The 24,277-nt window shown below is 64.3% G+C and carries 21 protein-coding genes and 1 tRNA gene; 16 read left to right on the top strand and 6 right to left on the bottom strand.

Translation table 11 applies throughout. The features are described 5' to 3' along the window. The first annotated feature begins 5 nt into the window (after window positions 1-5). From mfd to O3684_RS02075, 9 genes are all read left to right on the top strand, one after another. Window positions 6-3,584: a transcription-repair coupling factor gene (gene mfd, locus O3684_RS02115; RefSeq protein WP_500064810.1), complete on the top strand. Its 3,579-nt coding sequence runs from the start codon at window positions 6-8 to the stop codon at window positions 3,582-3,584. A 60-nt stretch (window positions 3,585-3,644) separates the two neighbouring features. Further along, window positions 3,645-4,235, top strand: coding sequence for a hypothetical protein (locus O3684_RS02110; protein ID WP_500064809.1), 591 nt, complete (start codon window positions 3,645-3,647; stop codon window positions 4,233-4,235). A 184-nt stretch (window positions 4,236-4,419) separates the two neighbouring features. Beyond that, a complete protein-coding gene (eno, locus tag O3684_RS02105) occupies window positions 4,420-5,697 on the top strand; it encodes a phosphopyruvate hydratase (protein WP_034480333.1) in 1,278 nt (425 codons plus the stop codon). A 107-nt stretch (window positions 5,698-5,804) separates the two neighbouring features. Then, a complete protein-coding gene (locus O3684_RS02100; protein WP_500064741.1) occupies window positions 5,805-6,554 on the top strand; it encodes an FtsB family cell division protein in 750 nt (249 codons plus the stop codon). Then, window positions 6,551-7,060 (top strand): DUF501 domain-containing protein, encoded by a 510-nt coding sequence (locus O3684_RS02095; protein ID WP_500064740.1) that lies wholly within the window; start codon window positions 6,551-6,553, stop codon window positions 7,058-7,060. Before O3684_RS02100 ends, O3684_RS02095 begins: the two co-directional genes overlap by 4 nt. A 60-nt stretch (window positions 7,061-7,120) precedes the next feature. Continuing rightward, the gene (locus O3684_RS02090) at window positions 7,121-8,089 is read left to right on the top strand and encodes a Ppx/GppA phosphatase family protein (RefSeq protein ID WP_500063372.1); all 969 of its coding nucleotides are present in this window, start codon (window positions 7,121-7,123) and stop codon (window positions 8,087-8,089) included. A gap of 53 nt (window positions 8,090-8,142) precedes the next feature. After that, a tRNA-Leu gene (locus O3684_RS02085) sits at window positions 8,143-8,216 on the top strand. Between the two features lie 156 nt (window positions 8,217-8,372). Further along, the gene (locus tag O3684_RS02080; protein ID WP_500064739.1) at window positions 8,373-9,359 is read left to right on the top strand and encodes a Bax inhibitor-1/YccA family protein; all 987 of its coding nucleotides are present in this window, start codon (window positions 8,373-8,375) and stop codon (window positions 9,357-9,359) included. 33 nt (window positions 9,360-9,392) lie between these two features. Further along, a complete protein-coding gene (locus O3684_RS02075; protein WP_500064737.1) occupies window positions 9,393-9,791 on the top strand; it encodes an FKBP-type peptidyl-prolyl cis-trans isomerase in 399 nt (132 codons plus the stop codon). 73 nt (window positions 9,792-9,864) lie between these two features. Here the strand turns inward: O3684_RS02075 and msrA are convergent, their stop codons facing one another. Further along, the gene (gene msrA, locus O3684_RS02070) at window positions 9,865-10,491 is read right to left on the bottom strand and encodes a peptide-methionine (S)-S-oxide reductase MsrA (protein ID WP_500064735.1); all 627 of its coding nucleotides are present in this window, start codon (window positions 10,489-10,491) and stop codon (window positions 9,865-9,867) included. A gap of 100 nt (window positions 10,492-10,591) precedes the next feature. Between msrA and O3684_RS02065 the strand changes: the two genes are divergently transcribed. Beyond that, window positions 10,592-12,076 carry an AI-2E family transporter gene (locus tag O3684_RS02065; protein WP_500064733.1) on the top strand — a complete coding sequence of 495 codons (1,485 nt, stop codon included), beginning with the start codon at window positions 10,592-10,594 and terminating at the stop codon, window positions 12,074-12,076. Window positions 12,077-12,175: 99 nt separating this feature from the next. Here O3684_RS02065 and greA read toward each other — a convergent pair whose 3' ends face one another. Both greA and trhA read right to left on the bottom strand, forming a co-directional pair. Further along, window positions 12,176-12,655: a transcription elongation factor GreA gene (gene greA, locus O3684_RS02060; RefSeq protein WP_016460188.1), complete on the bottom strand. Its 480-nt coding sequence runs from the start codon at window positions 12,653-12,655 to the stop codon at window positions 12,176-12,178. A gap of 113 nt (window positions 12,656-12,768) precedes the next feature. Beyond that, a complete protein-coding gene (gene trhA, locus O3684_RS02055; protein WP_500063367.1) occupies window positions 12,769-13,452 on the bottom strand; it encodes a PAQR family membrane homeostasis protein TrhA in 684 nt (227 codons plus the stop codon). A 186-nt stretch (window positions 13,453-13,638) separates the two neighbouring features. Between trhA and O3684_RS02050 the strand changes: the two genes are divergently transcribed. Next, the gene (locus O3684_RS02050; RefSeq protein WP_500064731.1) at window positions 13,639-14,400 is read left to right on the top strand and encodes an isoprenyl transferase; all 762 of its coding nucleotides are present in this window, start codon (window positions 13,639-13,641) and stop codon (window positions 14,398-14,400) included. 79 nt (window positions 14,401-14,479) lie between these two features. On the opposite strand, the gene O3684_RS02045 is transcribed toward O3684_RS02050, so the two are convergent. From O3684_RS02045 to xseA, 3 genes are read right to left on the bottom strand one after another with little or no spacing between them, the layout of a single operon-like run. After that, entirely contained in the window at window positions 14,480-15,415 is a 936-nt protein-coding gene (locus O3684_RS02045) for a carbohydrate kinase family protein (RefSeq protein WP_500064729.1), read from the bottom strand. A 43-nt stretch (window positions 15,416-15,458) separates the two neighbouring features. Then, window positions 15,459-15,689 (bottom strand): exodeoxyribonuclease VII small subunit, encoded by a 231-nt coding sequence (locus O3684_RS02040; RefSeq protein ID WP_048677678.1) that lies wholly within the window; start codon window positions 15,687-15,689, stop codon window positions 15,459-15,461. 56 nt (window positions 15,690-15,745) lie between these two features. Next, complete coding sequence (xseA, locus tag O3684_RS02035; RefSeq protein ID WP_500064728.1) at window positions 15,746-17,074, bottom strand: exodeoxyribonuclease VII large subunit; 1,329 nt, start codon at window positions 17,072-17,074, stop codon at window positions 15,746-15,748. Window positions 17,075-17,282: 208 nt separating this feature from the next. Between xseA and O3684_RS02030 the strand changes: the two genes are divergently transcribed. The 5 genes from O3684_RS02030 (at window position 17,283) to O3684_RS02010 (ending at window position 23,889) form a co-directional block, all read left to right on the top strand. Beyond that, window positions 17,283-18,350, top strand: a complete 1,068-nt coding sequence (locus tag O3684_RS02030) for a 4-hydroxy-3-methylbut-2-enyl diphosphate reductase (RefSeq protein ID WP_500064727.1) — start codon at window positions 17,283-17,285, stop codon at window positions 18,348-18,350. Window positions 18,351-18,387: 37 nt separating this feature from the next. Further along, window positions 18,388-19,488: a redox-regulated ATPase YchF gene (ychF, locus tag O3684_RS02025; RefSeq protein ID WP_500064725.1), complete on the top strand. Its 1,101-nt coding sequence runs from the start codon at window positions 18,388-18,390 to the stop codon at window positions 19,486-19,488. Between the two features lie 172 nt (window positions 19,489-19,660). Continuing rightward, window positions 19,661-20,542: a XamI family restriction endonuclease gene (locus O3684_RS02020; protein ID WP_500064723.1), complete on the top strand. Its 882-nt coding sequence runs from the start codon at window positions 19,661-19,663 to the stop codon at window positions 20,540-20,542. Beyond that, window positions 20,529-22,097, top strand: a complete 1,569-nt coding sequence (locus O3684_RS02015; protein WP_500064721.1) for an Eco57I restriction-modification methylase domain-containing protein — start codon at window positions 20,529-20,531, stop codon at window positions 22,095-22,097. The genes O3684_RS02020 and O3684_RS02015 overlap by 14 nt, the downstream gene beginning before the upstream one ends. 250 nt (window positions 22,098-22,347) lie before the next feature. After that, on the top strand, window positions 22,348-23,889 hold the full coding sequence (locus O3684_RS02010; RefSeq protein WP_500064719.1) for a recombinase family protein: 1,542 nt from the start codon (window positions 22,348-22,350) through the stop codon (window positions 23,887-23,889). Window positions 23,890-24,277 lie beyond the last annotated feature (388 nt).

Here is a 24,277-nt window from a genome sequence, read left to right as displayed (position 1 = left end):
AGCGCGTGCTACTCACCGGACTCCTCCCGGACATCTCCACCGATCCCGCGATCGAGACGGCCACCGACTCCATCGAGGCGGGCCGTTCGGGCACGATCGTCGCACCCGTCGGCATCAGGCCGCCACTCCTCGCAGCCGTCGCCTCGCGCGCGGCCACGCCGCTCGTCGTCCTCACGGCCACCGGGCGTGACGCCGAGTCGCTGACCAACGCCCTGGCCTCGTGGATCCCGGGCGTGGCCATGCTGCCCGCGTGGGAGACCCTGCCGCACGAGCGTCTGTCGCCCCAGGTCGACACGATGGCGCGTCGCATCGCGGTCCTGCGTCGCCTCGTCCACCCCATCGAAGGGGATGAGAGCGCGGGCCCGCTGTCCGTCCTCGTCGTGCCGATCCGCGCCTTCCTCCAGCCGATCATCTCAGGCCTGGCGGACCTCGAACCCGTGCGCGTGCGCACCGGGGACATCCTCGACCTCACCGACGTGACGAACCGACTGGCCGAGCTTGGCTACGAGCGCGTCGACATGGTCGAAGGACGCGGCCAGATGAGCGTGCGCGGCGGGATTCTCGACGTCTTTCCGCCCCAGGAGCCCCACCCGCTGCGCGTCGAGCTGTGGGGCGACGAGGTCGACGACATCCGCGCCTTCTCCGTCTCCGACCAGCGAACCCTCGGCGAGGCCACCGACGGTCTGTGGGCCGTGCCCTGCCGCGAGCTCCTCCTCACCCAGGCCGTGCGCGCCCGCGCCCGCGAGGCCGCCGACCGCCTGCCCGGCGCTGCCGAGATGCTGACCCTCGCCGCCGAGGGAATCGCCGCCCCCGGCATCGAGTCCCTGGCTCCGATTCTGGTGGGCGGCATGGAATCCCTCCTCGACCTGCTGCCCGCAGGCTCGCCGATCCTCGCTTCCGACCCCGAACGCATCCGTGCGCGCGCCGCCGACCTCGTGGCCACGACCGAGGAGTTCCTCGCCGCCGCGTGGAGCGCCGCCGCCGGGGGAGCGGACACACCGCTCGAGGCCTCCAAGGCCTCGTTCCTCGACCTGGCCGACCTGTGGGGGAGCGGGACGCGCCCCTGGTGGGAGCTCACTGACCTGCCGCCCGCCGACCTCGCCTCCGCGATCGACGAGGCCGACTCGCCCTCATCGGACGGCCCCGCGCCCGTCGTCGTCTCGCCCACCCTCATGCGCGTGGGTGCCCGCGACGTGCAGCCCTACCGCGGAGACTTCGCCCGCGCAGCTGCCGACCTCACCGACCTGGCCCGAGGCGGCTGGCGCATCGTCGTCACCACCGAAGGCCCCGGCCCGGGCAGGCGCATCCGATCCATCCTCACCGACGCCTCGTGCCCGGCCGCGCTCGCGGACAACGTGGAAGCGCGCCCCGACCCCGGCCTCGTGACGATTACGACCGCGCAGGCGGGCGTCGGATTCGTCGCGCCGCACCTGAAGATCGCGATCCTCACCGAAGGTGACCTCACCGGGCGCGCGGGAGCATCGACGCGCGACATGCGACGCATGCCCTCGCGCAGGCGCAAGGGCGTTGACCCACTGACCCTGCATCCCGGGGACTACATCGTCCACGACCAGCACGGCATCGGACGCTTCATCGAGCTGGTCTCGCGCACAATCGGGCGAGGAGACGCCGCATCGACGCGCGACTACCTGGTCATCGAATACGCGCCCTCCAAGCGCGGACAGCCCGCCGACCGGCTCTTCGTGCCCACCGACGCGCTCGACCAGATCTCGAAGTACACGGGATCCGACGAGCCGACCCTGACGAAGATGGGCGGCGCCGACTGGGCGAAGACGAAGGCACGCGCGAAGAAGGCCGTCAACGAGGTCGCCAAGGAACTCATCCGCCTGTACGCGGTGCGTCAGCAGACCAAGGGGCACGCCTTCGGGCCCGACACCCCCTGGCAGCGCGAACTCGAGGATGCATTCCCCTACGTCGAGACCCCCGACCAGCTCGTCACCATCGACGAGGTCAAGGCCGACATGGAAAAACCCGTCCCCATGGATCGCCTGCTGACCGGCGACGTCGGCTACGGAAAGACCGAAATTGCGGTGCGCGCCGCGTTCAAGGCCATCCAGGACGGCTACCAGGTCGCAGTCCTCGTGCCCACGACCCTGCTGGTCACCCAGCACGCCGAGACCTTCGCCGAGCGCTACGCCGGGTTCCCCGTACACATCGGCACCCTGTCGCGCTTCTCCACCCCGAAGGAAACCGAGGAGGTCAAGGCGGGCCTGGCCTCGGGCGAGGTCGACCTGGTGATCGGCACCCACTCGCTGCTGACCGGCACTGTCTCCTTCAAGAAGCTCGGCCTGGTCATCATCGACGAGGAGCAGCGCTTCGGCGTCGAACACAAGGAGACCCTCAAGGCCCTGCGCACCGACGTGGACGTCCTGTCGATGTCCGCCACACCGATCCCGCGTACCCTCGAGATGGCGATCTCCGGCATCCGCGAGATGTCGATCCTCCAGACCCCGCCCGAGGAACGCCAGCCCGTCCTCACCTTCGTCGGTGCCTACACGGATGCCCAGGTCAGCGCCGCGATCCGCCGCGAGCTCCTGCGCGACGGTCAGGTCTTCTACGTGCACAACCGGGTTGACTCGATTGCCTCGGTCGCAGCCCACATCGCCGAGCTGGTCCCCGAGGCCCGGGTGCGTACCGCCCACGGCAAGATGAACGAGCACCAGCTCGAGGGCGTCATTCAGGACTTCTGGAATCACGAGTTCGACGTCCTCGTGTGCACGACCATTGTCGAGACCGGCCTGGACATCTCCAACGCGAACACACTCATCGTTGATCGTGCCGACACCTTCGGCCTGTCCCAGCTCCACCAGCTGCGCGGGCGCGTGGGGCGAGGCCGCGAACGCGCCTACGCGTACTTCTTCTACCCGGGCGACAAGGCGCTCACCGAGACCGCGCACGAGCGCCTGAAGACGATCGCCGCGAACACCGAGCTGGGCGCGGGCCTGGCAGTTGCCCAGCGCGATCTCGAGATCCGAGGCGCCGGCAACCTCCTGGGGGGCGCGCAGTCCGGCCACGTCGAGGGCGTCGGGTTTGACCTGTACGTGCGCATGGTCTCCGACGCCGTTGCGGCCTACCGAGGCGACGCCCCGGCTGAGAAGACGGACGTGCGCATGGACCTGCAGGTCGACGCGCACATCCCCGACGGCTACGTGCGCGGCGAACGCCTGCGACTCGAGGTGTACGCGAAGATCGCGGCTATTGCCACACCCGAACAGGAAGCGGACGTGCGCGAGGAGCTCGTCGACCGCTACGGTCCCATCCCGCCCCAGGTCGACCTTCTCTTCTCGGTCGCCAGGCTACGCGAGATCGTGCGCCGGGCAGGCATCACCGAGGTCGTCACGCAGGGCAAGTACCTGCGCGTCTCCCCGGTCGAGCTGCGCGACTCCCAGGTCATGCGCCTCAAGCGCCTGCACCCCGGAACGGTCATCAAGGCCGCCGTCCGCCAGGTTCTCGTGCCGCTGCCCCTCACGTCGCGTGTCGGCGGGTCACCGCTCACCGACGGCCCGCTCCTGGAGTGGGTGGAGACTCTGGTGACCAAGATTCTTGTGCCTTTTGGCGAGTAGTGCCTGTGGTGGAATACACTGGTCCTATTGCGTCGCAACACATCTGAGGAAGGAACGCTCGTGCGCTACACACGCCAGCTCGCCACCGCCGCCCTGATCGTGGCCGCAGGACTGGGAATGGGGGCATGCTCCGCCCATCCCGGCGCTGCCGTCGTCAGCTCGTCCGGCTCGTACTCCAACGAGGAGGTGGCGCAGGCCGCCCAGCAGATGTCTGTGCTCAGCGGTGGCCAGCAGATTAGCGATTCGCAGATTCGCTCGCAGCTCGTGAACCTGCCGCTCCTGGAGGCCGCCGGTGCCTCCGTGGGTGCAGAAGTCTCCGACGAGCAGATCGACCAGATTGCCGCGCGCGCGTCCGAGCAGTTGGGAGATCAGTCTCTCGGCACGCTGGGTCCCGCCACCCGCGCAACCGTGAAGTCGATCCTGCTCACCCAGAACCTCAACCAGGTCGCGCAGGCCAATCCTGAGGTCGTGCAGCAGCTCAACCAGGTCATCGCTGATGCTCGCGACGGCTCTGACGTGCGCGTGAACCCGCGTTTCGTCCAGCCCTCGCTGGGCGGTGCGCAGGGCGCGACGACGCCGATGTTCGGCGACACGGTCTCCGGTCAGAAGGACAACCTGGCGTCGCTCATGGGCGGCGGCAGCGCCAACTGACGGACGTGTGAGTATTCGCTCACAGTGCTCTCGACAGGGACTAATGTCGCTTGTCGGTGCGCAAAAGTGGGGCGCAAAGCCCCGCACAACACAACGTCCCCCTCGCCGGGGGTGACCACATATGGCGGTCCGTATTACCGTTGTACTGACCGCTTCCACGCAACAACATCGATTGGAGAATGACGTGGCAGTTATTGAAGGCATTGGTGCACGCGAGATCCTCGACTCGCGCGGTAACCCCACCGTTGAGGTTGAGGTCGTCCTCGAGGACGGCACCGCTGCGCGCGCGTCCGTTCCCTCCGGCGCGTCCACCGGCGCGTTCGAGGCCGTCGAGCGTCGCGATGGCGACAAGGGCCGCTACCTCGGCAAGGGCGTCCAGGACGCCGTCGACGCTGTCGTCGAGCAGATCGCTCCTGAGCTCATCGGCGAGGAAGCTGACGATCAGCGCTACATCGACCAGGCCATGATCGACCTGGACGGCACCCCCAACAAGGGCAAGCTCGGCGCGAACGCCATCCTCGGCGTCTCCCTCGCCGTCGCCAAGGCCGCTGCGAAGTACGCGGACCTGCCCCTGTACAAGTACCTGGGCGGCCCCAACGCTCACGTCCTGCCCGTCCCCATGATGAACATCCTCAACGGTGGCTCCCACGCGGACTCCAACGTTGACATTCAGGAGTTCATGATCGCTCCCCTCGGCGCTCCCTCCTTCCGTGAGGCCCTGCGCTGGGGTGCCGAGGTCTACCACACGCTCAAGGGCGTCGTGAAGGATCGCGGCCTGTCCACCGGTCTGGGCGACGAGGGCGGCTTCGCCCCCAACCTGGACTCCAACGCCGAGGCCCTGGACCTGATCGTCTCCGCGATCGAGAAGGCCGGCTTCAAGCCGGGCGAGGACGTCGCGCTGGCCCTGGACGTTGCCTCTTCCGAGTTCTTCAAGGACGGCCTGTACCAGTTCGAGGGCGAAGGCCGCTCGACCGAGTACATGGTGGAGTACTACGAGAAGCTCATCTCGAACTACCCGCTGGTCTCCATTGAGGATCCGCTGGATGAGGACGAGTGGGATGCTTGGAAGGCCCTGACCGCCGAGATCGGTGGCCGCGTCCAGCTGGTCGGCGACGACCTGTTCGTCACCAACCCCGCCCGCCTGAAGAAGGGCATTGAGCTGGGTGCTGCGAACGCGCTGCTCGTGAAGGTGAACCAGATTGGTTCGCTGACCGAGACCCTCGACGCCGTCGAGGAAGCGCACCGCAACGGCTACCGTACGATGACCTCGCACCGCTCCGGCGAGACCGAGGACACCACCATCGCCGACCTGGCCGTCGCCACCAACTCCGGCCAGATCAAGACCGGTGCTCCCGCTCGTTCCGAGCGCGTCGCCAAGTACAACCAGCTGCTGCGCATCGAGGAGCAGCTGGGCGAGGCCGCCGTTTACGCCGGCCGCTCCGCCTTCCCTCGCTTCAAGTGAGTCTAGGCAACTAGCCGCATAGCTCCGCGCGGGCCCGCAAGGGTCCGCGCGGAGTTTTTTCGGCGTGGGGATCAGCCAAATGTGTCGATGTAGGGCACGATAGAAGAATGGCTAGTCGTCGTCCTTCCTCCCGCCCCTCCTCGCGTCGCCGCTCCTCCTCGTCGGAGGCGGCGCGTACGACGCGTGAGATTAACGCGGAAAAGTCGCGTCAGCGCAGGGCAGCTGCGAAGGCTGCGAAGTCCTCGAAGGGGGCCGAGGCCTCGGCGAGGAAGCGTGAGAAGGCTACCAAGGCGGAGAAGCGGGAGGGGGCCGGTCGCCGTTTCTTCCGCTCTGAACGGCGTGAGGACAAGCAGGCGGCGAGGCGATCGGCGGGGGAGGGACGCTCCGTCCTGTCGATCGGCGGCCTCGACGTGTCGACGCGTCTCATCGTTGTCCTCACGGTCGCGGCGATCCTGTCCGTCATGCTTGTGCCGAGCCTGTACCAGTGGTGGCAGCAGGAGCGTGAACTCGCGCAGATTAAGGCCCAGGTAGCCCAGCAGCAGCAGAAGAACGCCGACATGCAGCGACAGCTGGACCTGTGGAACGACCCCGACTACATTTCAACGCAGGCGCGCGAACGCCTCGGATACGTTCGCCCCGGTGAGACTCAATACACGGTGGTGGATCCGGGGCCGCAATACCAGGACTCCGCCTTGGCTGCCGCCGCGGCCTCGACTGGACCGGCGCGCCCCTGGGTGCAGCAGCTCGCTATCCTAGTGGGGAAGGCGGATCAGCCGCCCATGACGACGCCCATCCCGTCGGCTGACACCAGCCAGTCGGGACAGGCGATGACCACCGGCCAAGAAAGCGGAGAATGAGCCTCGTTAACACCACCGACGCCACCGAAGAGGACCTGGAGGTCCTGCGCTGCCAGCTGGGCCGCGTCCCCCGTGGAGTCGTCGGTATCGCCGCGCGATGCGTGTGCGGTCGGCCCACCGTCGTGGCCACAGCGCCGCGCCTGCCCGATGGGACGCCGTTCCCCACGACGTACTACCTGACGCACCCGGCTGCCGTGAAGGGTGCCTCGACTCTTGAGGCCGAGCACGTCATGGAGACCTTCAACGAGGAGCTGGAGCAGGACGAGGAGCTGCGCGCCGCCTACGCGCGCGCCCACGAGGCATACATCCAGGCGCGCCTGACCCTGGGCGACGTCCCCGAAATCTCTGGCGTCAGTGCGGGCGGTATGCCCACGCGCGTCAAGTGCTTGCACGCTCTCGTCGGACACTCCCTGGCCGCGGGCCCCGGCGTCAACCCCATCGGTGATCGTGCGCTCGCGATGCTCGCTGAGCGCGGCCTGTTCTCCACCGAGCGCTGCTCCTGCTGAGCGGCCCCACCAACGTTCGCCCCGGCCTCGTCCGGGACTCACACGACCAGAAACGAAGCGATGACCCGCGTAGCTGCCATTGACTGTGGAACCAATTCGATCCGACTGCTCGTCGCCGACGGGCATATTGATGAAAGCGGTCGCCCGCGCCTTGCCGACCTGACCCGACAGATGCGCATCGTGCGCCTGGGGCAGGGCGTGGACGCGCGCGGCTACTTGGATCCTGCGGCGATTGAGCGCACGGTGGAGGCCACCGTCGAGTATCAGCGCATGATCGAGGCCCTGGGCGCGACGAAGACCCGCTTCGTGGCGACCTCGGCGACGCGTGATGCTTCCAACAGCGCGGATTTCGTGCGCCAGATCAAGGCCGTCATCGGCGTGGAGCCCGAGGTCGTCGTTGGCACGGAGGAAGCCTCCCTGTCCTTCAACGGCGCGGTGAGCGGGCTCGGTGAATCCGTCGCTGCCCCGATGCTGGTCGTCGACATCGGCGGTGGCTCGACTGAGCTCGTGCTGGGCGCGACACGCGTCGAGCAGGCGATTTCGATCGATATGGGTGCGGTGCGCGTCACCGAGAAGTTCCTCGCCGACGTGGACCCCGCGGGCGGCGTGCCGGCGGCGGATCAAGAGCGAGCGATTGCGTGGATCGACGAGCAGCTCGATCGCGCCGAAAAGTCCGTGGACCTGGCGCGCGTGCGTGCCCTCGTGGGCGTCGCGGGCACGGTCACGACGCTGACCGCTCAGGCGCTTGGCCTGACCTCCTACCAGCCCGAGCGCATCCACGGTGCCCGCTTGAGCGCCGCGCAATTCGAGGAGGCGGTGCGTTTCATGGTCGATCAGCCGACGTCCGTGAAGGCCTCCCTGGGCTTCATGCCTGAGGGCCGCGAGGACGTCATCGCCGCCGGCGCGCTCATCTGGAGTCGTATCGTGACGCGCGTGCTTGACCGTGCCGAGGCGGCCGGGCACCCGATCGAGCAGGTCGTTACCTCCGAGCATGACATCCTCGACGGTATCGCTCAGGCGATGATCTGAGGCAGCTTGAGGTGAGCGCCAGCCTCCCGTAGGCTGGACCTGCGCCCCGGCGCGCCCCCGTGGCCCAATTGGCAGAGGCAACCGACTTAAAATCGGTGTGTTGTGGGTTCGAGTCCCACCGGGGGTACTGACGGCAGGCCTCATCGACGAGGCTGGGGCTCGGTGCGGGCATACCTGACGTCGCGTGGACGCAGGGTTGTGCTGCGCGCATAATGGAACGTTTCCCACTTGTGGGTGCCACGTGCGACACTAGTGGCAGCACATCACTGACCAAGGAGGAAATATGGCCAACCCGGTGATGAATTCGATCGTGAAAGACTGGTCGACCCAGCAGACGACTCCCGCCGGATACCCGGCGATGCCGGGGTACCAGCCCGCCTCGCAGCAGGCACCCAATCCCTACGGTGGTTCGACGAACCCCTACGCGCAGGGCGGAGCCGGCGACGCCGCGCAGACCACCTATCCGGCGCCCCAGGGAGCGCCCGTGTACGGCGTCCCCCAGGGGCAGCAGGGCGCCTACGCCGACTCCATGGCCTCCTACGAGGCAATGATGAACGCTCCCGCCGCCGACGCCGTGGACCGCGGCACGATGACCTTCGACGACGTCGTGGTCAAGTCCATCATGTGCTTCGGCCTGCTTCTTGTGGGTGCGACGGCCGGGTGGATGACGGGCATCGTTGCGATGGGTCTCGCGTTGGTGCTGTTCTTCGCCTCGTGCGCCGTGACGCTGGGCCTGGCGCTCTTCATCCAGTTCTCGAAGAAGATTCGCCCGGGTGCCATCGTCACCTACTCCCTCATTGAGGGCTTCAGCCTCGGCGTGATCTCCTACACCTTTGAGGCCTTCTTCCCGGGCATTGTCATCAGCGCGGTTCTGGCGACTCTCGTCGTCATCGGCACGACCTTGGCTGCCTTCATGATGGGCTTCGTGCGTAACTCGTCGACGCTGACCCGCGTCGCGGGGATCGGTTCCGTTGCCTTCTTCTTCTACTACCTCGTCACCTTTGCGCTGTCGGTCACCGGCATGGTGGACATGCGGGCCGTCAACAACACCACCGTCTTTGGTATCCCGCTCGGCGTCATCATCGGCGTCCTCGCGGTCTTCATCGGCGTGCTATGCCTCGTGCGCGACTTCGACGCCGTCAAGGTCGGCGTCGCGAGCAACGTGCCCGAGAAGTACTCGTGGCTGTGCACCTTCGCCATCATGACCGACGTCATCTGGATCTACCTCCAGATCCTTAAGATTCTGTCCTACCTTATGCGCCGCAACTGACGTGCCGCTTCACCGACCCTAAGGAAAGACACCATGGAAAACATCTCTGTCGCCGGCGAGTTCGGCCGCAAGCCCGCCCTGTCCTTCGACGGCACCCCCTCCGACGAGCTCGTCGTCGAGGTCCTGCACGCTGGTGACGGCCAGATCGTCGAGGCCGGCGATACGATCACGTGCCACTACTACGGTGCGGTCTTCGGCTCCGACGTGGACTTCGATAACTCTTTCGACCGCGGCGGCGCCCTGTCCTTCCAGATTGGCGTCGGCATGGTCATCCCCGGGTGGGACGAGGGCCTCGTGGGTAAGCGCGTGGGCGACCGCGTCCTGCTGTCCATCCCCGCCGAGCTCGGCTACGGTGATCGCGGTGTCCCGCAGGCCGGTATCCCCGGCGGCGCGACCCTCGTGTTCGTCACCGACATCCTCGGTGTGAACTGATCTCATCGTTGACGGGGGCGGGTCGGCTTGTGTGCCGACCCGCCCCCGTTATGTTCGAGGTCCGATATGCCCATTACTCGCTGGGCAGAGCCGGGCAGGCGACGCCCGTGCGCGCATGGCATTCGTAGCCGCCCGGATTCTTGAACAGGTACTGCTGGTGATAGTCCTCGGCGTACCAGAATCGCGCGTTGGAATCGGCGTCGGGTGCGGTGGAGATAACGGTCTGGATGGGCCCGAAGCCGCGTGCGGACAGAACGTCCTGGTAGGCCTCGCGCAGGGCGGTCGCGTCGCGCAGCTGCTCCGGCGTCGTCGTCCAGATCTGCGAGCGGTACTGGTCGCCGATGTCGTTGCCCTGGCCGCCGACCTGCGTGGGGTCGTGGATCTCAAAGAAGAGACGAATCAGGTCGGCCGCGCTCGTCAGTGACGTGTCGAAGACGACGCGCACGGTCTCCGCGTGGCCCGTCGTATGAGAGCAGACCTGCTCATAGGTGGGATCAGGGGTATGCCCGCCCATGTACCCCGTCGCGGTGGTGACGACTCCGGGCGCGTTCCACAGGGCCTTCTCGACGCCCCAGAAGCACCCCGCTGCCAGGTAGATGACCTCCTGGCCTGCCCCGGCCTCGGCCCTCATATTCGAGCCGAGGACCGCGTGCGTCGTGGGCGCTACATCAGTGCGTGCGAGCGTGAAGATGTTGTTCATGCAAGACAGTATGCGCCACTAACCGCGTACATGGCGCGCTGCGCGGACGGAAATGGGGAAGTGGGCGGGTACGCTTGTGGGTGAACGAAAAGGAGGGACCGTGGCCGCAACTCAGGAACAGCCGCGCTGGAAACTATCCGACCTCATGGGCAGGCTTTCCGCCGCGCTGCCCACAAAGCACGCTGACGGACCCGCGCCCGCCCCCGTCATGGTGTCCGTGCGTGAGGAACACGAGGATGAACGCGACGTGACCCTCGCCGTCCCGCGGACCCTGCGCGTGGCCGCCGCGTTCTCGTGGCGCACCCTGGTCGTTGCCGGCCTGGTGATGGCCGTCCTGTGGGGTATCGCGCGCCTGACGATCGTCATCATGCCGGTGGCGATTGCGCTGACGGTGGCCGTGCTTCTGGAACCCCTCGTGTCCTGGATGCGGCGCCGTCTGCACCTCCCAGCGTCGCTGGCTGCGACCGTCGGCCTACTCGTCTTCTTCGCGGCCGTCGCCGGCGCGCTGAGCCAGGCGGCCGCCGAACTCATTCAGCAGGTCCCGCAGTTGGCGACGCAGGCCGCGGATGGTTTCCGCGCCCTGCTCGATGCGATCCTGCACAACGAGTTCCTGCAGAATGGCCCCCTCAAGATTGATACGACCGTCCTGACGTCCGCGGCTGAACAGCTGCGGGCCGAGTTGGTCAACTGGCTCAACACGAACAAGGAAACGCTGGCGACTGGCGCCCTGAACATCACCTCCTCGGTGGGCACGCTGGCCACGTCCGGCCTGACGATGCTGTTCTGCCTGTTCTTCTTCCTGAAGGAGGGGCGCTCGATCTGGCTGTGGTGCGTGCGCCTGCTGCCCGCCCCCGCGCGCGTCCCCGTCCACGAGAGCGCGATCCGCGGATGGGCGACATTCGGCTCTTACGTGCGTACGCAGATTCAGGTGGCGGCCATCGACGCGATCGGCATCGCCCTGGGCGCGTTCTTCCTGGGCGTACCTCTGGCCATCCCGATTGGTGTCATCACGTTCTTTGCTGCCTTCGTTCCGATCCTCGGTGCTCTGACCTCGGGCGTGATCGCGGTGCTGGTCGCGGCCGTTAATGGTGGCCTGACGAAGGCGATCATCATGCTGGTGATCATCCTGGTCGTTCAGCAGATCGAGTCCAACATTCTGCAGCCCTTCATGATGTCGAACGCGGTGTCCTTGCACCCCGTGGCCGTCATGCTGGTCATCACCGCGGGATCTGCGATTGCCGGTATCGCGGGCGCGATCTTCTCAGTGCCGATCGCGGCCTTTATCAACGCGACGGTCATGTACCTGCACGGCTACGACCCGATGCCTGAGCTGGCGACGGCTGAGGACCGCCCGGGTGGCCCTCCTGGTGCCCTTGAGGAAGAGATCGCGGCATCCTACGCGGGTAAGCCCGATACGCGCCCGTACGTGGCCCGCGAGGAGGCTGGTGAGGACGAGGTCGTGGCGTCGCTGGACGCTCACGTCGAGGTCCACGCGGAGGCTGAGAAGGGAGCTTCCGCGGAAGCACCCGCGGACACCGAGAGTGAGAAGCCTGGCGAGCCTCCGATGCCCCACGTCGAGGCCTAGGCATCCCACGCGTATAAACGCAGGAGCGGGTCCCACCATGAGGTAGGACCCGCTACACGTTGATAGGGGGCGAGGCCATGTGAGCCCCTGCGCTTGGGCTCAGCCTTCGAAGGGCACGGCCTCGATGATCTCGACGTCGATCATGCGGCCCGTGGGGGCCTCGAAGGAGAGCTTGTCGCCGGCCTTGTGACCGATGACAGCGGCACCCAGGGGAGCCTGGGCGGAGAAAACCTGGATGCCCAGGTCGCCGCCGGCGTCGCGCGAACCGAGCAGGAACTTCTGCTCGCGGCCCGCAACAAGGGCCGTGACGACCATGCCGGGCTCGACGATGCCGTCGTCGGCGGGGGTCTCGCCGACCTCGGCGTGCTCAAGCATCTCCTGGAGGGCCTGGATGCGGGTCTCGTTCATGGACTGCTCGTTGCGCGCGGCGTGGTAGCCGCCGTTCTCGCGCAGGTCGCCCTCCTGGCGGGCGGCGTCGATGAGGCGTGCGATCTCGACGCGCTTGACCTCAACGCGCTCCTTCAGCTCGTTCGCGAGCAGGTCGTACTGGGCCTGCGTGAGCCACTGTGTGTCAGCCATGGTTCCTCCAATGACGTGTGAGTAATCGAGCGCCGACACGGGTGCCGGCGCGCATGGTGTCGAGTGTAGCAACATTGCGCCAGGCCTCGGGTGTCGGGCACCTGGGTGGCGAGTCAGGAATTCAAGACTGCCAGGTAGACGGCGACGCAGTGGCAGGCCCACGCGGCGACGGTGAAGGCGTGGAATATCTCGTGGAAGCCGAACCAGGCGGGGGAGGGGTCGGGTTTCTTCGTACCGTAGACGATCGCTCCGAGTGTGTAGAGGACGCCTCCGGCGACGATGAGCCAGACGACGACCGGGCCGCCGCCCACCCACAGCTGGGGCAGATACCAGACCGCGACCCACCCGAGCGCGACGTAGACGAGGGTGGTGAGCCAGCGCGGGGCGGTGGGCCAAAAGAGGTTGAGGAGGATGCCGACGAGCGCCCCGCCCCAGACGACCGACAGGAGGACGGTTGCGTCGAATCGCTCAAGGAGAGCGATCGTGATCGGCGTGTACGTACCCGCGATGAGCAGGAAGATGTTGGAGTGGTCCAGGCGCTTCCACATGATCTCCCAGCGCGGCGCCCAGTAGAAGCGATGGTAGGTGGCGGAGACGCCGAAGAGGATGAGGGAGCATGCCAGGTAGACGGCGGATCCGATCTTCGTCGCCGTCGTGGGTGCCAGGCAGACGAGGACGATGGATGCGGCGAGAGACAGCGGGGTAGCGCCCAGGTGTAGCCATCCGCGCAGCTTCGGCTTGATCTGCACGAGCTGGCCCGAGAACCACTCCTTGGGCGTGAGCGATGCGATGTTCATTCGTTCCCCCGATCGAGCTGTCAACATTTCTTACGAGTCCGTAGGTTACTACGCCGTAACTTATTGTGACAGGCGTGTTCTCGCACTCCGAGAGTATTTCTGTTTCCCTGCGTCCCCGGGCGCGATACCCTTGATGGCATAAGACTACGCTGCACCGCGGGGTGCGACAGCATCAGGAGGGACACCATGGCCCAGTGGAACATGCTCTACGACATGTATGAGCGTCGCCTCAAAGCTGAGTTGTCTGACGCCGCCGTCCCCGCCCACATCGGGGTCATACTGGACGGTAACCGCCGCTGGGCAAAGTCCCTGGGCGCAACCGCCTCGCAGGGACACCGCGCGGGCGCGGGCAAGATCAGCGAGTTCCTCCAGTGGTCCGACGACGCGGGTGTGTCGATCGTGACGCTGTGGCTCCTGTCGACCGACAACCTGTCGCGCGAGGCCGGCGAGCTGGGCGAGCTGCTGCGCATCATCTGCGAGGCCGTCTCGCTCCTGGCCGACCAGGGGCGCTGGAAGCTGGCTGTCGTGGGCGACCTGTCTCTGCTGCCTGAGAAGGTTTCCGAGGACCTGCGTGCGTCCGTCGCACGCACCGCCGACGTGCAGGGAATGACCGTCAATATCGCGGTCGGCTACGGCGGCCGACACGAGATCACCGAGGCCGTGCGCGCCATGATGCGCGAGGCCTCCGCCCAGGGCAAGACCCTCGACGAGCTCGCCGACTCTTTCACCGACGCGGATATCGCGGCCCACCTGTACACGAAGGACCAGCCCGACCCCGACCTCGTCATTCGCACCTCCGGCGAACAGCGCCTCTCGGGCTTCATGCTGTGGCAGTCCGTGCACTCCGAGTACTACTTCTGCGAGGTCTACTGGCCGGACTTCCGGCGCGTCGACTTCCTGCGCGCCCTACGCTCCTACGCGCAGCGCGAGCGCCGCATGGGCAAGTAGGGACGCGCCGAACGCTACCTTGCGAACGAACGAGGCCGGACCCCGATGGGGACCGGCCTCGTGAACGTGTGCGTTGGAATCAGGCGAGCTCGTGCGCCCAGGGCGGATTCGCGCCCTTGCGCGACACCGTCACGTCGGACACGGCGCTCGCGCGGTCGATGATAGCGCGGACCTGCTCCTCGGGCAGGGTTCGCAGAGTCTCGCGAGCCTCGCCACCACGCAACCCCATGCCCCACATGGCGTCGATGATGCCACCCATGAAGGAGTCTCCCGCGCCGACCGTGTCGACGACCGGGACGTCCGCGGGGGTCTTCGTGAAGCGCAGGCCCGAGACGGTGGCGACCTCGCTGCCGTGCTTGCCGCGCGTGACCACCACGAGAGACGGTCCCATACCCAGCCAACGATCCACGACCTCGTCGATGGGAGCGCCGCCCGTCAGCCACTCGATGTCCTCATCCGACACCTTGACGACGTCCGACAGCGCAATGAAACGCTCAAGGGCGGCCAGTGCTGCCTCCGGCTCCCCCATGATCGAGGGACGCGCGTTCGGATCGAAGCACACGAGCGCGTGCTCGCGTCCACGGGCCAGCGCATCGAGGACCGCAGAAGCACCGGGCTCGATGATCGCGGAGATCGAACCGGCCTCAAGGATCTGAGCGGTCGCCGGAACCTTGATCGGCGGAGTCGGCGCCCACTCCAGGTCGAAGGTGTAGGAGGCTGCGCCCGACTCGTCCAGGCGTGCCAGGGCCGTCGACGTGTGCGAGGCGCCGCGTGAGGCCGCGGTGACGTGCACGTCGGAATCGTTCATGTGGAAGTCGATGAGGCGGCCGCGCTCGTCCAGACCGATCCACGTCGCCAGAGCCACCGGGCGGCCGAGGCGCCCCAGCGTCAGGGCGACGTTCGCGGGAGAGCCACCGGGGATCTCAACGGGGAAGTCGGGCTGCTCATACGTCATGACGACGTCGATGAGCGCCTCGCCGATCGCGAGAATGTGGGGGCCAGATTGCACCGTCATGGTGTCTCCTCACCTGCGTGTGAGCGGATCTACAGAATGTACATTAGCGTGCTTCCGCGCCGGGTGTCACCGTGCGTTCAGAAAGACGCGTCTGGGCGCCGTCCAGGATCTGGGAACAGCGCGCTGCCAGGGCTTCGCCGCGTTCCCACATTGTGAGAGTGTCCTCCAGCGGCGCCTGTCCTCCCTCGAGGGTTTGGACGATGCGCACGAGCTCGTCGCGCGCCTCCTCGTAGCCGAGGGACTGGGGATCGGGGAGCTGGTCGTTCGTGGTCATAACAGTGTTCCTTTGTGTGAGAAGTCTGGGGACGAGGCCGGGGCGGGCCCTGCGGATCAGGCGTCTGTGTCGGGGGTGTTCGGGGCGGGAGTGGGGTTCGTAGCCCCCACGACCTGGGCGACCATGCGGCCCGACGCCAGGATGCCTTCGATGAGGTCGCCCTTCTTGATCTGCGCCGAGGACGTGATGAGGGTGCCCGACGGGGTCTTCAGGAGCGCGTAGCCGCGGTCCAACGTCGCCTGCGGGGACAGGGCCGTCAGCGTCGCGCGCGAACGCGTCAGCTGCTGGCGCTCCGACGCGAGCCGACGCTCGATCGCCGCCCGCAGCGCGCTCACCTTCTGCGCGAGGGCCACCCGGTGCCCCTCGACGATCGCCTCGGGGCCCTGAAGCACCGGGCGCGACGCAATGAGCGTCAAGTTCGAGCGCTCCGTCGCCAGACGCGCCCCCAGCGCCCCGCGCATGCGGGTCAGCGCCTGGGAGATGCCGTCGCGCTCGCGGGCGCGGTCCGGCACGATGCGCCGAGCCGCGTCCGTCGGGGTCGACGCCCGGTAGTCAGCCACCAGGTCCAGCAGGGGAGAATCGCCTTCGTGTCCGATCGCGGAGACGATGGGGGTGCGGGCGTTTGCGGCGGCGCGCACGAGGCGCTCGTCGGAGAAAGGCAGGAGATCCTCGACCGCGCCGCCACCGCGCGCGATCACGATGACGTCCACGTCGTCCATCGCGTCCAGCTCGAGGAGCGCACGGCCCACCTCGGGCACGCAGTGGTCACCCTGCACGGCGACCTCGCGAATCTCGAAACGCGCGGCCGGCCAACGGTCCGACGCGTTGACGACCACGTCGTCCTTCGCCTTGGCGCCCCGCCCGCAGATCAGGCCGATCGTGCGCGGCAGGAAAGGCAGAGGCTTCTTGCGCGCATCGGCGAACAGGCCCTCGGCGGCCAGGCGGGCGCGCAGCGCCTCAATCTGCGCCAGCAGGTCACCCACGCCCTGCAGGTGAATCTCCGCGGCCTGCAGATTCAAGCGGCCCGATCGCTCCCAGAACACCGGCTTCACGCGCGTCACCACGCGCGCGCCCTCGGTCAGCGGCGTCGAATCCATGACGCCCGCCCACGCGGTCACCGTCATCGACGTGTCCGTCTGCAGGTCCCGCAGCGTCAAAAAGTGCATCTTCGCGCCCGGACGCACCTTGTACTCGACGACCTGGCCCTCCACCCACAGGGGGCTCATGCGGTCCACGTACACCTTGATGTTCTCCGTCAGCCTGCGCAGCGGCCACGGATTATCGCGCGTCGTGTCGGCCGCCTTCGCGGCGGGCGGACGAGGCTGGGGCGTGCCGCTCGGAGGCGGCGCAGCAGGGGTAGCAGGCAATGTCACGTCCCTCAGCATGCCACACGAATAGCCCCTCCGCGCTGCCGCGCCCCGCCCCTGTGGACAGCCCCTCTCGCCCGGTCGGGTGAGCGTGAGGGGGCGCCCGGGCCCGCCCCGCGCCCAGGGCGGTCGGGGAGCGGGGGTGGCCCCGGCCTCGTCGATGAGGAGCGTGTGGGATTGCCACGAGCTCGCGCACGCCTCGGTCCCCGGGCGCTAGTGTGGATGCATGAATGAAAACGTCGACCTGCGTGCCAGCGCCGAATCCCCCCTGCCCGCCTCCCACGGCGAGGGCAGCGGCCGCATTCTCTTGGCGGCCCCGCGCGGATACTGCGCCGGCGTGGATCGCGCCGTCGACGTCGTCGAAAAGGCCCTCGAGCTCTACGGCGCGCCCGTGTACGTGCGCAAGGAGATCGTCCACAACAAGTTCGTCGTCGAGTCGCTGACCAAGCGCGGCGCGATCTTCGTGCAGGAGACCGACGAGGTGCCCGAGGGTGCCCGCGTCGTCTTCTCCGCGCACGGCGTCTCCCCGGCCGTCCACGAGGCCGCCGCCACCCGCCACCTCGCCACGATCGACGCGACCTGCCCGCTCGTGACCAAGGTGCACCGCGAGGCCGTGCGTTTCGCGAAGGAAGACTACGACATCATCCTGGTGGGTCACCAGGGCCACGAGGAGGTCGAGGGCACATTCGGCGAGGCCCCCGACCACATCCAGGTCGTCGGCACCCCCGACGAGGTCGAGGGCGTCGTCGTGCGCGACCCCTCGCGCGTCGTGTGGATCTCCCAGACCACGCTCTCCGTCGACGAGACCCGCGAGACCGTGGACCGCCTGCGCCAGCGCTTCCCGCAGCTCATCGACCCGCCATCGGACGACATCTGCTACGCCACCCAGAACCGCCAGGGCGCCGTGAAATTCATCGCGCCCCAGGTGGACGTCATGGTCGTCGTCGGATCGGCGAACTCCTCGAACTCCGTGCGCCTCGTCGAGGTCGCGCTCGAGGCCGGGGCGGGCGCCGCCTACCGCGTCGACAAGGCCGACGAGCTCCAGGAGGCCTGGTTCGAGGGGGCCCAGACCGTGGGCCTCACCTCCGGCGCCTCCGTGCCCGAAATCCTCGTGCGCGACGTCATCGAATGGCTGCAGGAGCGCGGATTCCCCACCGTCGAGGTGGCCCGCACCGAAACCGAATCGACGACCTTCGCGCTGCCCCGCGACCTGCGCGCCGACCTCAAGAACGCCGGCATGGCACCCGCGCGCCCCCACGCGCCCCGTGTCGCCGGGCCAAACCACACGAAGTAGGGCAACGTCACCGGGCCTGCTCCGATAGGATGGGGGCGTGTCTCTTACTATCGGTATCGCTGGACTGCCCAACGTCGGCAAGTCCACCCTGTTCAATGCCCTGACCCGTGCGACCGTGCTCGCCGCGAACTACCCCTTCGCGACCATCGAGCCCAACGTCGGCGTCGTGCCCCTGCCCGACCCGCGCCTGAACACGCTCGCGGAGATCTTCGGCTCCCAGCGCATCATCCCCGCCACCGTGTCCTTCGTCGACATCGCCGGCATCGTGCGCGGCGCCTCCGAGGGTGAGGGCCTGGGCAACCAGTTCCTGGCCAACATCCGCGAGGCCGACGCGATCTGCCAGGTCACGCGCGCCTTCTCCGACCCCGACGTCGTGCACGTTGACGGCAAGGTGGACCCGGCCTCGGACATCGAGACCATCAAGACCGAGCTGATCCTCGCCGACATGCAGACGATTGAAAAGCAGATCCCGCGCCTCGAAAAGGAGGTGCGCGGCAAGAAGACCGAGCCGATCGTCCTCGAAACCGCGCGAGCGGCTCTCGAGCTGCTGGAGCGCGGCGAGCTGCTGTCCGGCCCCGAGGGCGCCAAGCTGGACCAGGACGCGCTGCGTTCCTTCCAGCTCATGACCTCCAAGCCCTTCATCTTCGTGTTCAACATGGACGCCGCCGAGATGGACAACGAGGAGATGAAGGACGAACTACGCTCCCTCGTAGCCCCCGCCGAGGCCATCTTCCTGGACGCCCAGTTCGAGGCCGAGCTGGTCGAACTGGACGAGGAGGACGCCCGCGAGATGCTCGCCGAGTCCGGTCAGGACGAGTCCGGCCTGGACAAGCTGGCCCGCGTCGGCTTCGACACCCTGGGCCTGCAGACCTACCTCACCGCCGGTGAGAAGGAAGCGCGCGCCTGGACGATCCACAAGGGCGACACCGCCCCCAAGGCCGCCGGCGTCATCCACACGGACTTCGAAAAGGGCTTTATCAAGGCCGAGGTCGTCTCCTTCGATGACCTGGTCGAAGCCGGCTCCATGGCCGCCGCGAAGGCCGCCGGCAAGGTCCGCATGGAAGGCAAGGACTATGTGATGGCGGACGGTGACGTCGTGGAGTTCCGTACGGGGCTTACGTCTGGTGGGAAGAGATGAGGCTCCCAACGCGACTATCTGGGTTGCTCCTTAGCGTAGACCAAGACTGCCGCGATAGTAGGGCCGGAGAGGTAGCTGAGCAGGGGTTATGACAGTTAGTATCAACCGCGAACGAACGGCACTATGGGCTGAGGATTGGCAGAGGTCGGTCCTCTTGTATAACACGTGGTTTATGGAAGCGGCACCTGAGGCATATCGTCGAGCGCGCGCGGAAGTAGTTAATGATGTCGAGCGCCTGTTCAAGGCCACTGACTATATGCGTTTATTAACTCCCGACGTTATTAAGGAAAGTCCTGGTATCGTTTCGACGCTTCGACAATCGACAGCTCCGCCGATCGCCAGAGATCGACTCATGGGTCTCGCAGGGTCTAAGAAAAGCTTCTTAGAGACACTTGAGAAAGAGAATCGTCTTCCCCCGCGGATGAAACCGCATGAACTCAATGCGCATCTCAGCAGGATTTGTCGTGTTGTGGAAAATATGCTTGACCTGACTTTGTTCCCGTGGCTCGCTACTGGTAGTGAACCTACGCCGCAACAAATTGAGATTGCTGCCGTCATTGTTGGCGATCGAAGAACTAATGTTCTGACTGATCCCGTGATTCGAAATGTCCAAGAGGCGAGGCAAATTGCGGTCATTAGAAACTGGCTGGAATCTAAGGGATATGTTCATCGTCAAATACCCGCAGCGACTGACATTCGTGACATGGATCCTGGAACATATGCTATCCATCAGAATGTACCAGTGTTCAGTGAAAATGGGATTCGGACGGACATGCCTATCGACGTAGTGATTCAACCTCGACAAGCTTTGGACTCGGGTATGCCATTGCTAATCGAAGCTAAAAGTGCTGGCGATGAGACAAACACAAACAAACGACGTAAAGAGGAAGCGCAAAAGGTTCACCAACTTAGAGCTTCTTACGGAGATGAAGTCGATTTAGTACTGTTTTTAACCGGTTATTTCTCGCCAGGTTACCTTGGTTATGAGGCGAGTGAACGGATTGACTGGGTTTGGGAACATCGAGTCGAGGATTTGGCCCTTGCTGGACTTTGAGAGAATAGATCTAGAGTCTCGTCGACTTTCAATCCAGCAGTTGCTTGACGCAGAGCGTTCTGCCAAGCAACGGAATGAGACAGGTCAGTTTGCAACGCCGCCGCAGCTAGCTGAAGATGTAATGCGTTTCGCCCTAAGCTTGCATGGAAGACGAGAGGTGCGATTCCTGGAGCCTTCATGTGGGTCGGGCGCGTTCTTTTCAGCTTTGCTCGAACAAAACCAGAATGCGGAGTTAGCTGAAGCGGTAGGGGTTGAGCTGGATAACCGTTTCGCCACTGCTGCTAGAGATTTGTGGGGTGAGGCTGGTCTTAAAGTAGTTGAAGGCGACTTCTTGGCCGTTTCTGCTCAGTTAGGCAATAGCTTTAATCTTTTAGTGGCTAACCCGCCGTATGTCCGACACCATCATCTTGATCCTTCCCAGAAGCTCGCTGGACAAAGAAGAATTCAAAAAGAGTTAAATCTTAAAGTGAGTGGTTTGTCGGGACTTTATGTTTACTTCATGCTTTTATCCCATCAACTGCTAGCGCCCGGCGCGGTGAGCGCGTGGTTGATTCCTTCCGAGTTTCTAGACACGAATTATGGAAGAGTGATACGCCAATACTTAGTCGAGAAGGTTACGCTCAATAGAATTCATCGTTTCGATCCTGAGGAAATGCAGTTCAGTGATGCTTTGGTGACTTCATCGGTGGTTGTTTTTACTAACGAGCGTCCGATTGGTGATCACAAGGTTGCGTTTAGTCGAGGGGGGACAGTCTGTGAACCTCAGCAGGTTCGGTATTACAGCCAGCAGTCCCTAGATTTTAGCCGAAAGTGGGGTCCTTTATTTTTCGATCACGGTAATCGTGAACTGGGAACTTTTCCGCGATTCGATGAATTCTTTAAAATTCGACGAGGTATTGCCACAGGTAACAACGATTTTTTCATTTTGCCTCGAGAGCGCATTGAGGCACTGGGGATTAGGCGAGATAATGTGACACCGATAATGCCTGCTCCTCGATACGTGCGACAGGAAATCGTCGAGTCATCGTTGGAGGGGTATCCAATGCTCGATCATCAGCTCGCCGTATTGCAACCGTCCGCGAACAGTGTAGGTGAGTTGAGAGAGTCAGACCCTGCCCTCGCTGACTATCTCGGGCAAGCTGACGAGAAGATCCTTAATGCCTATCTCGTGAAGTCTCGAAGAGTGTGGTTTAAGATCGAGCGACGCGATCCAGCGCCTATCTTGTTGACATACATGGGACGAGGCTCTGTGAAGAGTAATAAACCGTTCCGCTTTATTCTCAACAAATCGCAAGCCATCGCCACAAATATGTACCTGATGTTGTATCCAATCGGGGCGCTCGCGGATGCCATTGAACTTAATCAGATTTCGATTGAGTCTGTCTTTGAGACGCTTTTATCTATCAGTGCCGAAGAGCTACTTGATGGTGGGAGAGTGTATGGAGGGGGTCTGCGAAAAATCGAACCTGGAGAACTTGCTTCAATGGACGCTCGCGCTATTGCGCACATGATTCCGGGGTATCGTCTCGCAGAGCCTGATCCTCAGCTCTTCTAACGGTAAGTTCTGGCATATAAGATCGTATGCTGATACTTTTTCGCACCGAGGCCCACTGAATGAGAACTTCTCGGACGGGATGCTTGAATTGATGATCGCGCTCAGGTCGTGTTTCTTCTGGTGAGAAGCCCCTGTTAGCTGGTTAGGGTAGATCTATCTCATCGGTTAGGGTTTACGCCTCCATATATCGTTAGGCGGATGCGAAATTGAGTTTCGCACGGGGCTTACATCTAAGCGTTAAACTTGAGGTATGAAACCTACCTCCAACCAACCAATCCGTGCGGCCATCTACCTGCGCATCTCCCTTGACCGCGAGATGGACGGCCTTGCCATCGACCGCCAACGTGAAGACTGTGAGGAACTCGCGAAAAACCGTCACTGGGAAGTCGTTGAGACCTACGTTGATCAGTCGATCTCTGCCTCAGACCGGACAAAGAGACGGCCAGCCTACGAACGTATGGTCCAAGACTACGAGGCAGGTCTCCTCGACGCGATCATCTCCTATGACCTTGATCGTCTCACCCGCCAACCTCGGGAGTTGGAGGACTGGATCGACCGAGCTGAACGGCATGGCCTTCTCCTCGTCACCGCCAACGGCGATGCCGACCTCAGTGCTGACGGCGGGCGTATGTACGCGCGTATCAAGGCAGCAGTAGCCCGAGCCGAAGTCGAGCGTAAAGGCGCTCGACAATCTCGTGCTCAACGTCAACGTGCCGAGCAGGGGAGACCTCCGAAAGGTGTTCGGCCTCTCGGCTACATGATTGACGGCAGCGTGATCCCCGCCGAAGCGGAAGTTGTCAGAGGTATTTACGCTGCGTTCCTACGCGGTAACTCACTCAACTCCATCGCCCGTGCTTTAAGCGGTGTGGAAGGCGATGACGTGGCAACGGGACTGGCACAGTTCCCCTTGCACAGTCGCACGCTCGTCATTGAGAGGAATGAGAGGCGAATTGCCGAAGGTAAAACGCCTCGTCCGCTGCCCGCTCAAAAGCCTTGGCTCGCTTCAACAATTCTGTCAATCCTGAGAAACCCTCGCTATGCGGGCTATTCCGTCTACACAAACATACGAGATCGTAAGGCCCCAGCAGGAGAAAGTCGCCGAAAAGCGATCAAAGACAACATTGTGCGCGACACGAACAATGAACCCGTGCTCGGGCAGTGGGAAGCAATCATAGAGCCTGACACATGGTGGACTGTCCAAAATCTGCTTGACGACCCCACGCGAGTAACTAACCGCACCGGATCAACCGTACGCAAGCATCTAGGCGCAGGGCTTTACCGTTGCGAAGTGTGCGGAAAACCCGTCATTACACGCGCTCGGTACTACAGCTGCAAAGAAGGACACCTGAACCGTAGCCGCACGGTCATTGACGACTACGTGAGAGCCGTTGTCATTGAGCGACTTAAACGAAAAGACCTCAATAGGCGCAAGAAGCAGCTGGACCCACAGGCTCAAGACGCTTTTTCCCAGCGTATCGCTGAACAGCGAGCACGAATTGCACGCGCAGAACACGACTATGACGCTGAGATTATCGAAGGTGCTGACCTTGCTCGTATCCGAAAGGCTGCACGAGATGAAATACAGCGTCTAGAGGCTGAGAGACTCGCGTCGGGCACCGGGGTAGTACTCGGGCACATCCTCGGTGTAGAAAACCCTGCAGAAAGCTTTCTAGATGCGTCAATCGCGGTGCAACGAACTCTCATTGACACGCTCATGACCGTGACCCTCAAGAAAGCAGCACAAGGCCGTAAAGGATTTGACCCCGATTCCGTCACCATCGAATGGAAATAGAGGGCCTTTGGACCATTAAAAATCACTTGAAGAAGAAGGATTATCGCTCAGCGCCCCTACGGGGCGCGGAGGTCATCATCAACGAACGTCGGGCTCGCAAGGGAAAACGCCTGCACACACTGCACACATCTGCACACATGGTGTGTGCACCACTTTTCGTTGATATGACAGGCGAAAGTGGCTGCTACACACATGCACACACGGAACCCAACTTCTTCTATAGGGGAGAAAATATGGCGTATGTTCTCTACCTCAGTAAATATGTATTGAGGTGTGTGCATGTGTGCAGAATAAGGACGTTTCATTGAGATAGCAGTGAAAAGTCGCTGCACACATCGCTGCACACATGCACACATGATGTGTGCAGTTACGCTGCTCCACCTCCACG

It is taken from the genome of Pauljensenia sp. 20925_1_27 (genome assembly GCF_041432835.1).
GTDB lineage: Bacteria > Actinomycetota > Actinomycetes > Actinomycetales > Actinomycetaceae > Pauljensenia.
This window is presented reverse-complemented; position numbering and strand designations above follow the sequence as displayed.

What these genes read in the sequence shown, in the direction of transcription:
- xseA (WP_500064728.1), bottom strand. Translation starts at nt 17,074, where the DNA reads ATGCTGAGGGACGTGACATTGCCTGCTACCCCTGCTGCGCCGCCTCCG.
- O3684_RS02010 (WP_500064719.1), top strand. Translation starts at nt 22,348, where the DNA reads ATGAAACCTACCTCCAACCAACCAATCCGTGCGGCCATCTACCTGCGC.
- O3684_RS02095 (WP_500064740.1), top strand. Translation starts at nt 6,551, where the DNA reads ATGAGCCTCGTTAACACCACCGACGCCACCGAAGAGGACCTGGAGGTC.
- greA (WP_016460188.1), bottom strand. Translation starts at nt 12,655, where the DNA reads ATGGCTGACACACAGTGGCTCACGCAGGCCCAGTACGACCTGCTCGCG.
- O3684_RS02030 (WP_500064727.1), top strand. Translation starts at nt 17,283, where the DNA reads ATGAATGAAAACGTCGACCTGCGTGCCAGCGCCGAATCCCCCCTGCCC.
- trhA (WP_500063367.1), bottom strand. Translation starts at nt 13,452, where the DNA reads ATGAACATCGCATCGCTCACGCCCAAGGAGTGGTTCTCGGGCCAGCTC.
- msrA (WP_500064735.1), bottom strand. Translation starts at nt 10,491, where the DNA reads ATGAACAACATCTTCACGCTCGCACGCACTGATGTAGCGCCCACGACG.
- O3684_RS02075 (WP_500064737.1), top strand. Translation starts at nt 9,393, where the DNA reads ATGGAAAACATCTCTGTCGCCGGCGAGTTCGGCCGCAAGCCCGCCCTG.
- O3684_RS02100 (WP_500064741.1), top strand. Translation starts at nt 5,805, where the DNA reads ATGGCTAGTCGTCGTCCTTCCTCCCGCCCCTCCTCGCGTCGCCGCTCC.
- O3684_RS02080 (WP_500064739.1), top strand. Translation starts at nt 8,373, where the DNA reads ATGGCCAACCCGGTGATGAATTCGATCGTGAAAGACTGGTCGACCCAG.
- O3684_RS02090 (WP_500063372.1), top strand. Translation starts at nt 7,121, where the DNA reads ATGACCCGCGTAGCTGCCATTGACTGTGGAACCAATTCGATCCGACTG.
- O3684_RS02050 (WP_500064731.1), top strand. Translation starts at nt 13,639, where the DNA reads ATGGCCCAGTGGAACATGCTCTACGACATGTATGAGCGTCGCCTCAAA.
- O3684_RS02045 (WP_500064729.1), bottom strand. Translation starts at nt 15,415, where the DNA reads ATGACGGTGCAATCTGGCCCCCACATTCTCGCGATCGGCGAGGCGCTC.
- O3684_RS02040 (WP_048677678.1), bottom strand. Translation starts at nt 15,689, where the DNA reads ATGACCACGAACGACCAGCTCCCCGATCCCCAGTCCCTCGGCTACGAG.
- O3684_RS02020 (WP_500064723.1), top strand. Translation starts at nt 19,661, where the DNA reads ATGGAAGCGGCACCTGAGGCATATCGTCGAGCGCGCGCGGAAGTAGTT.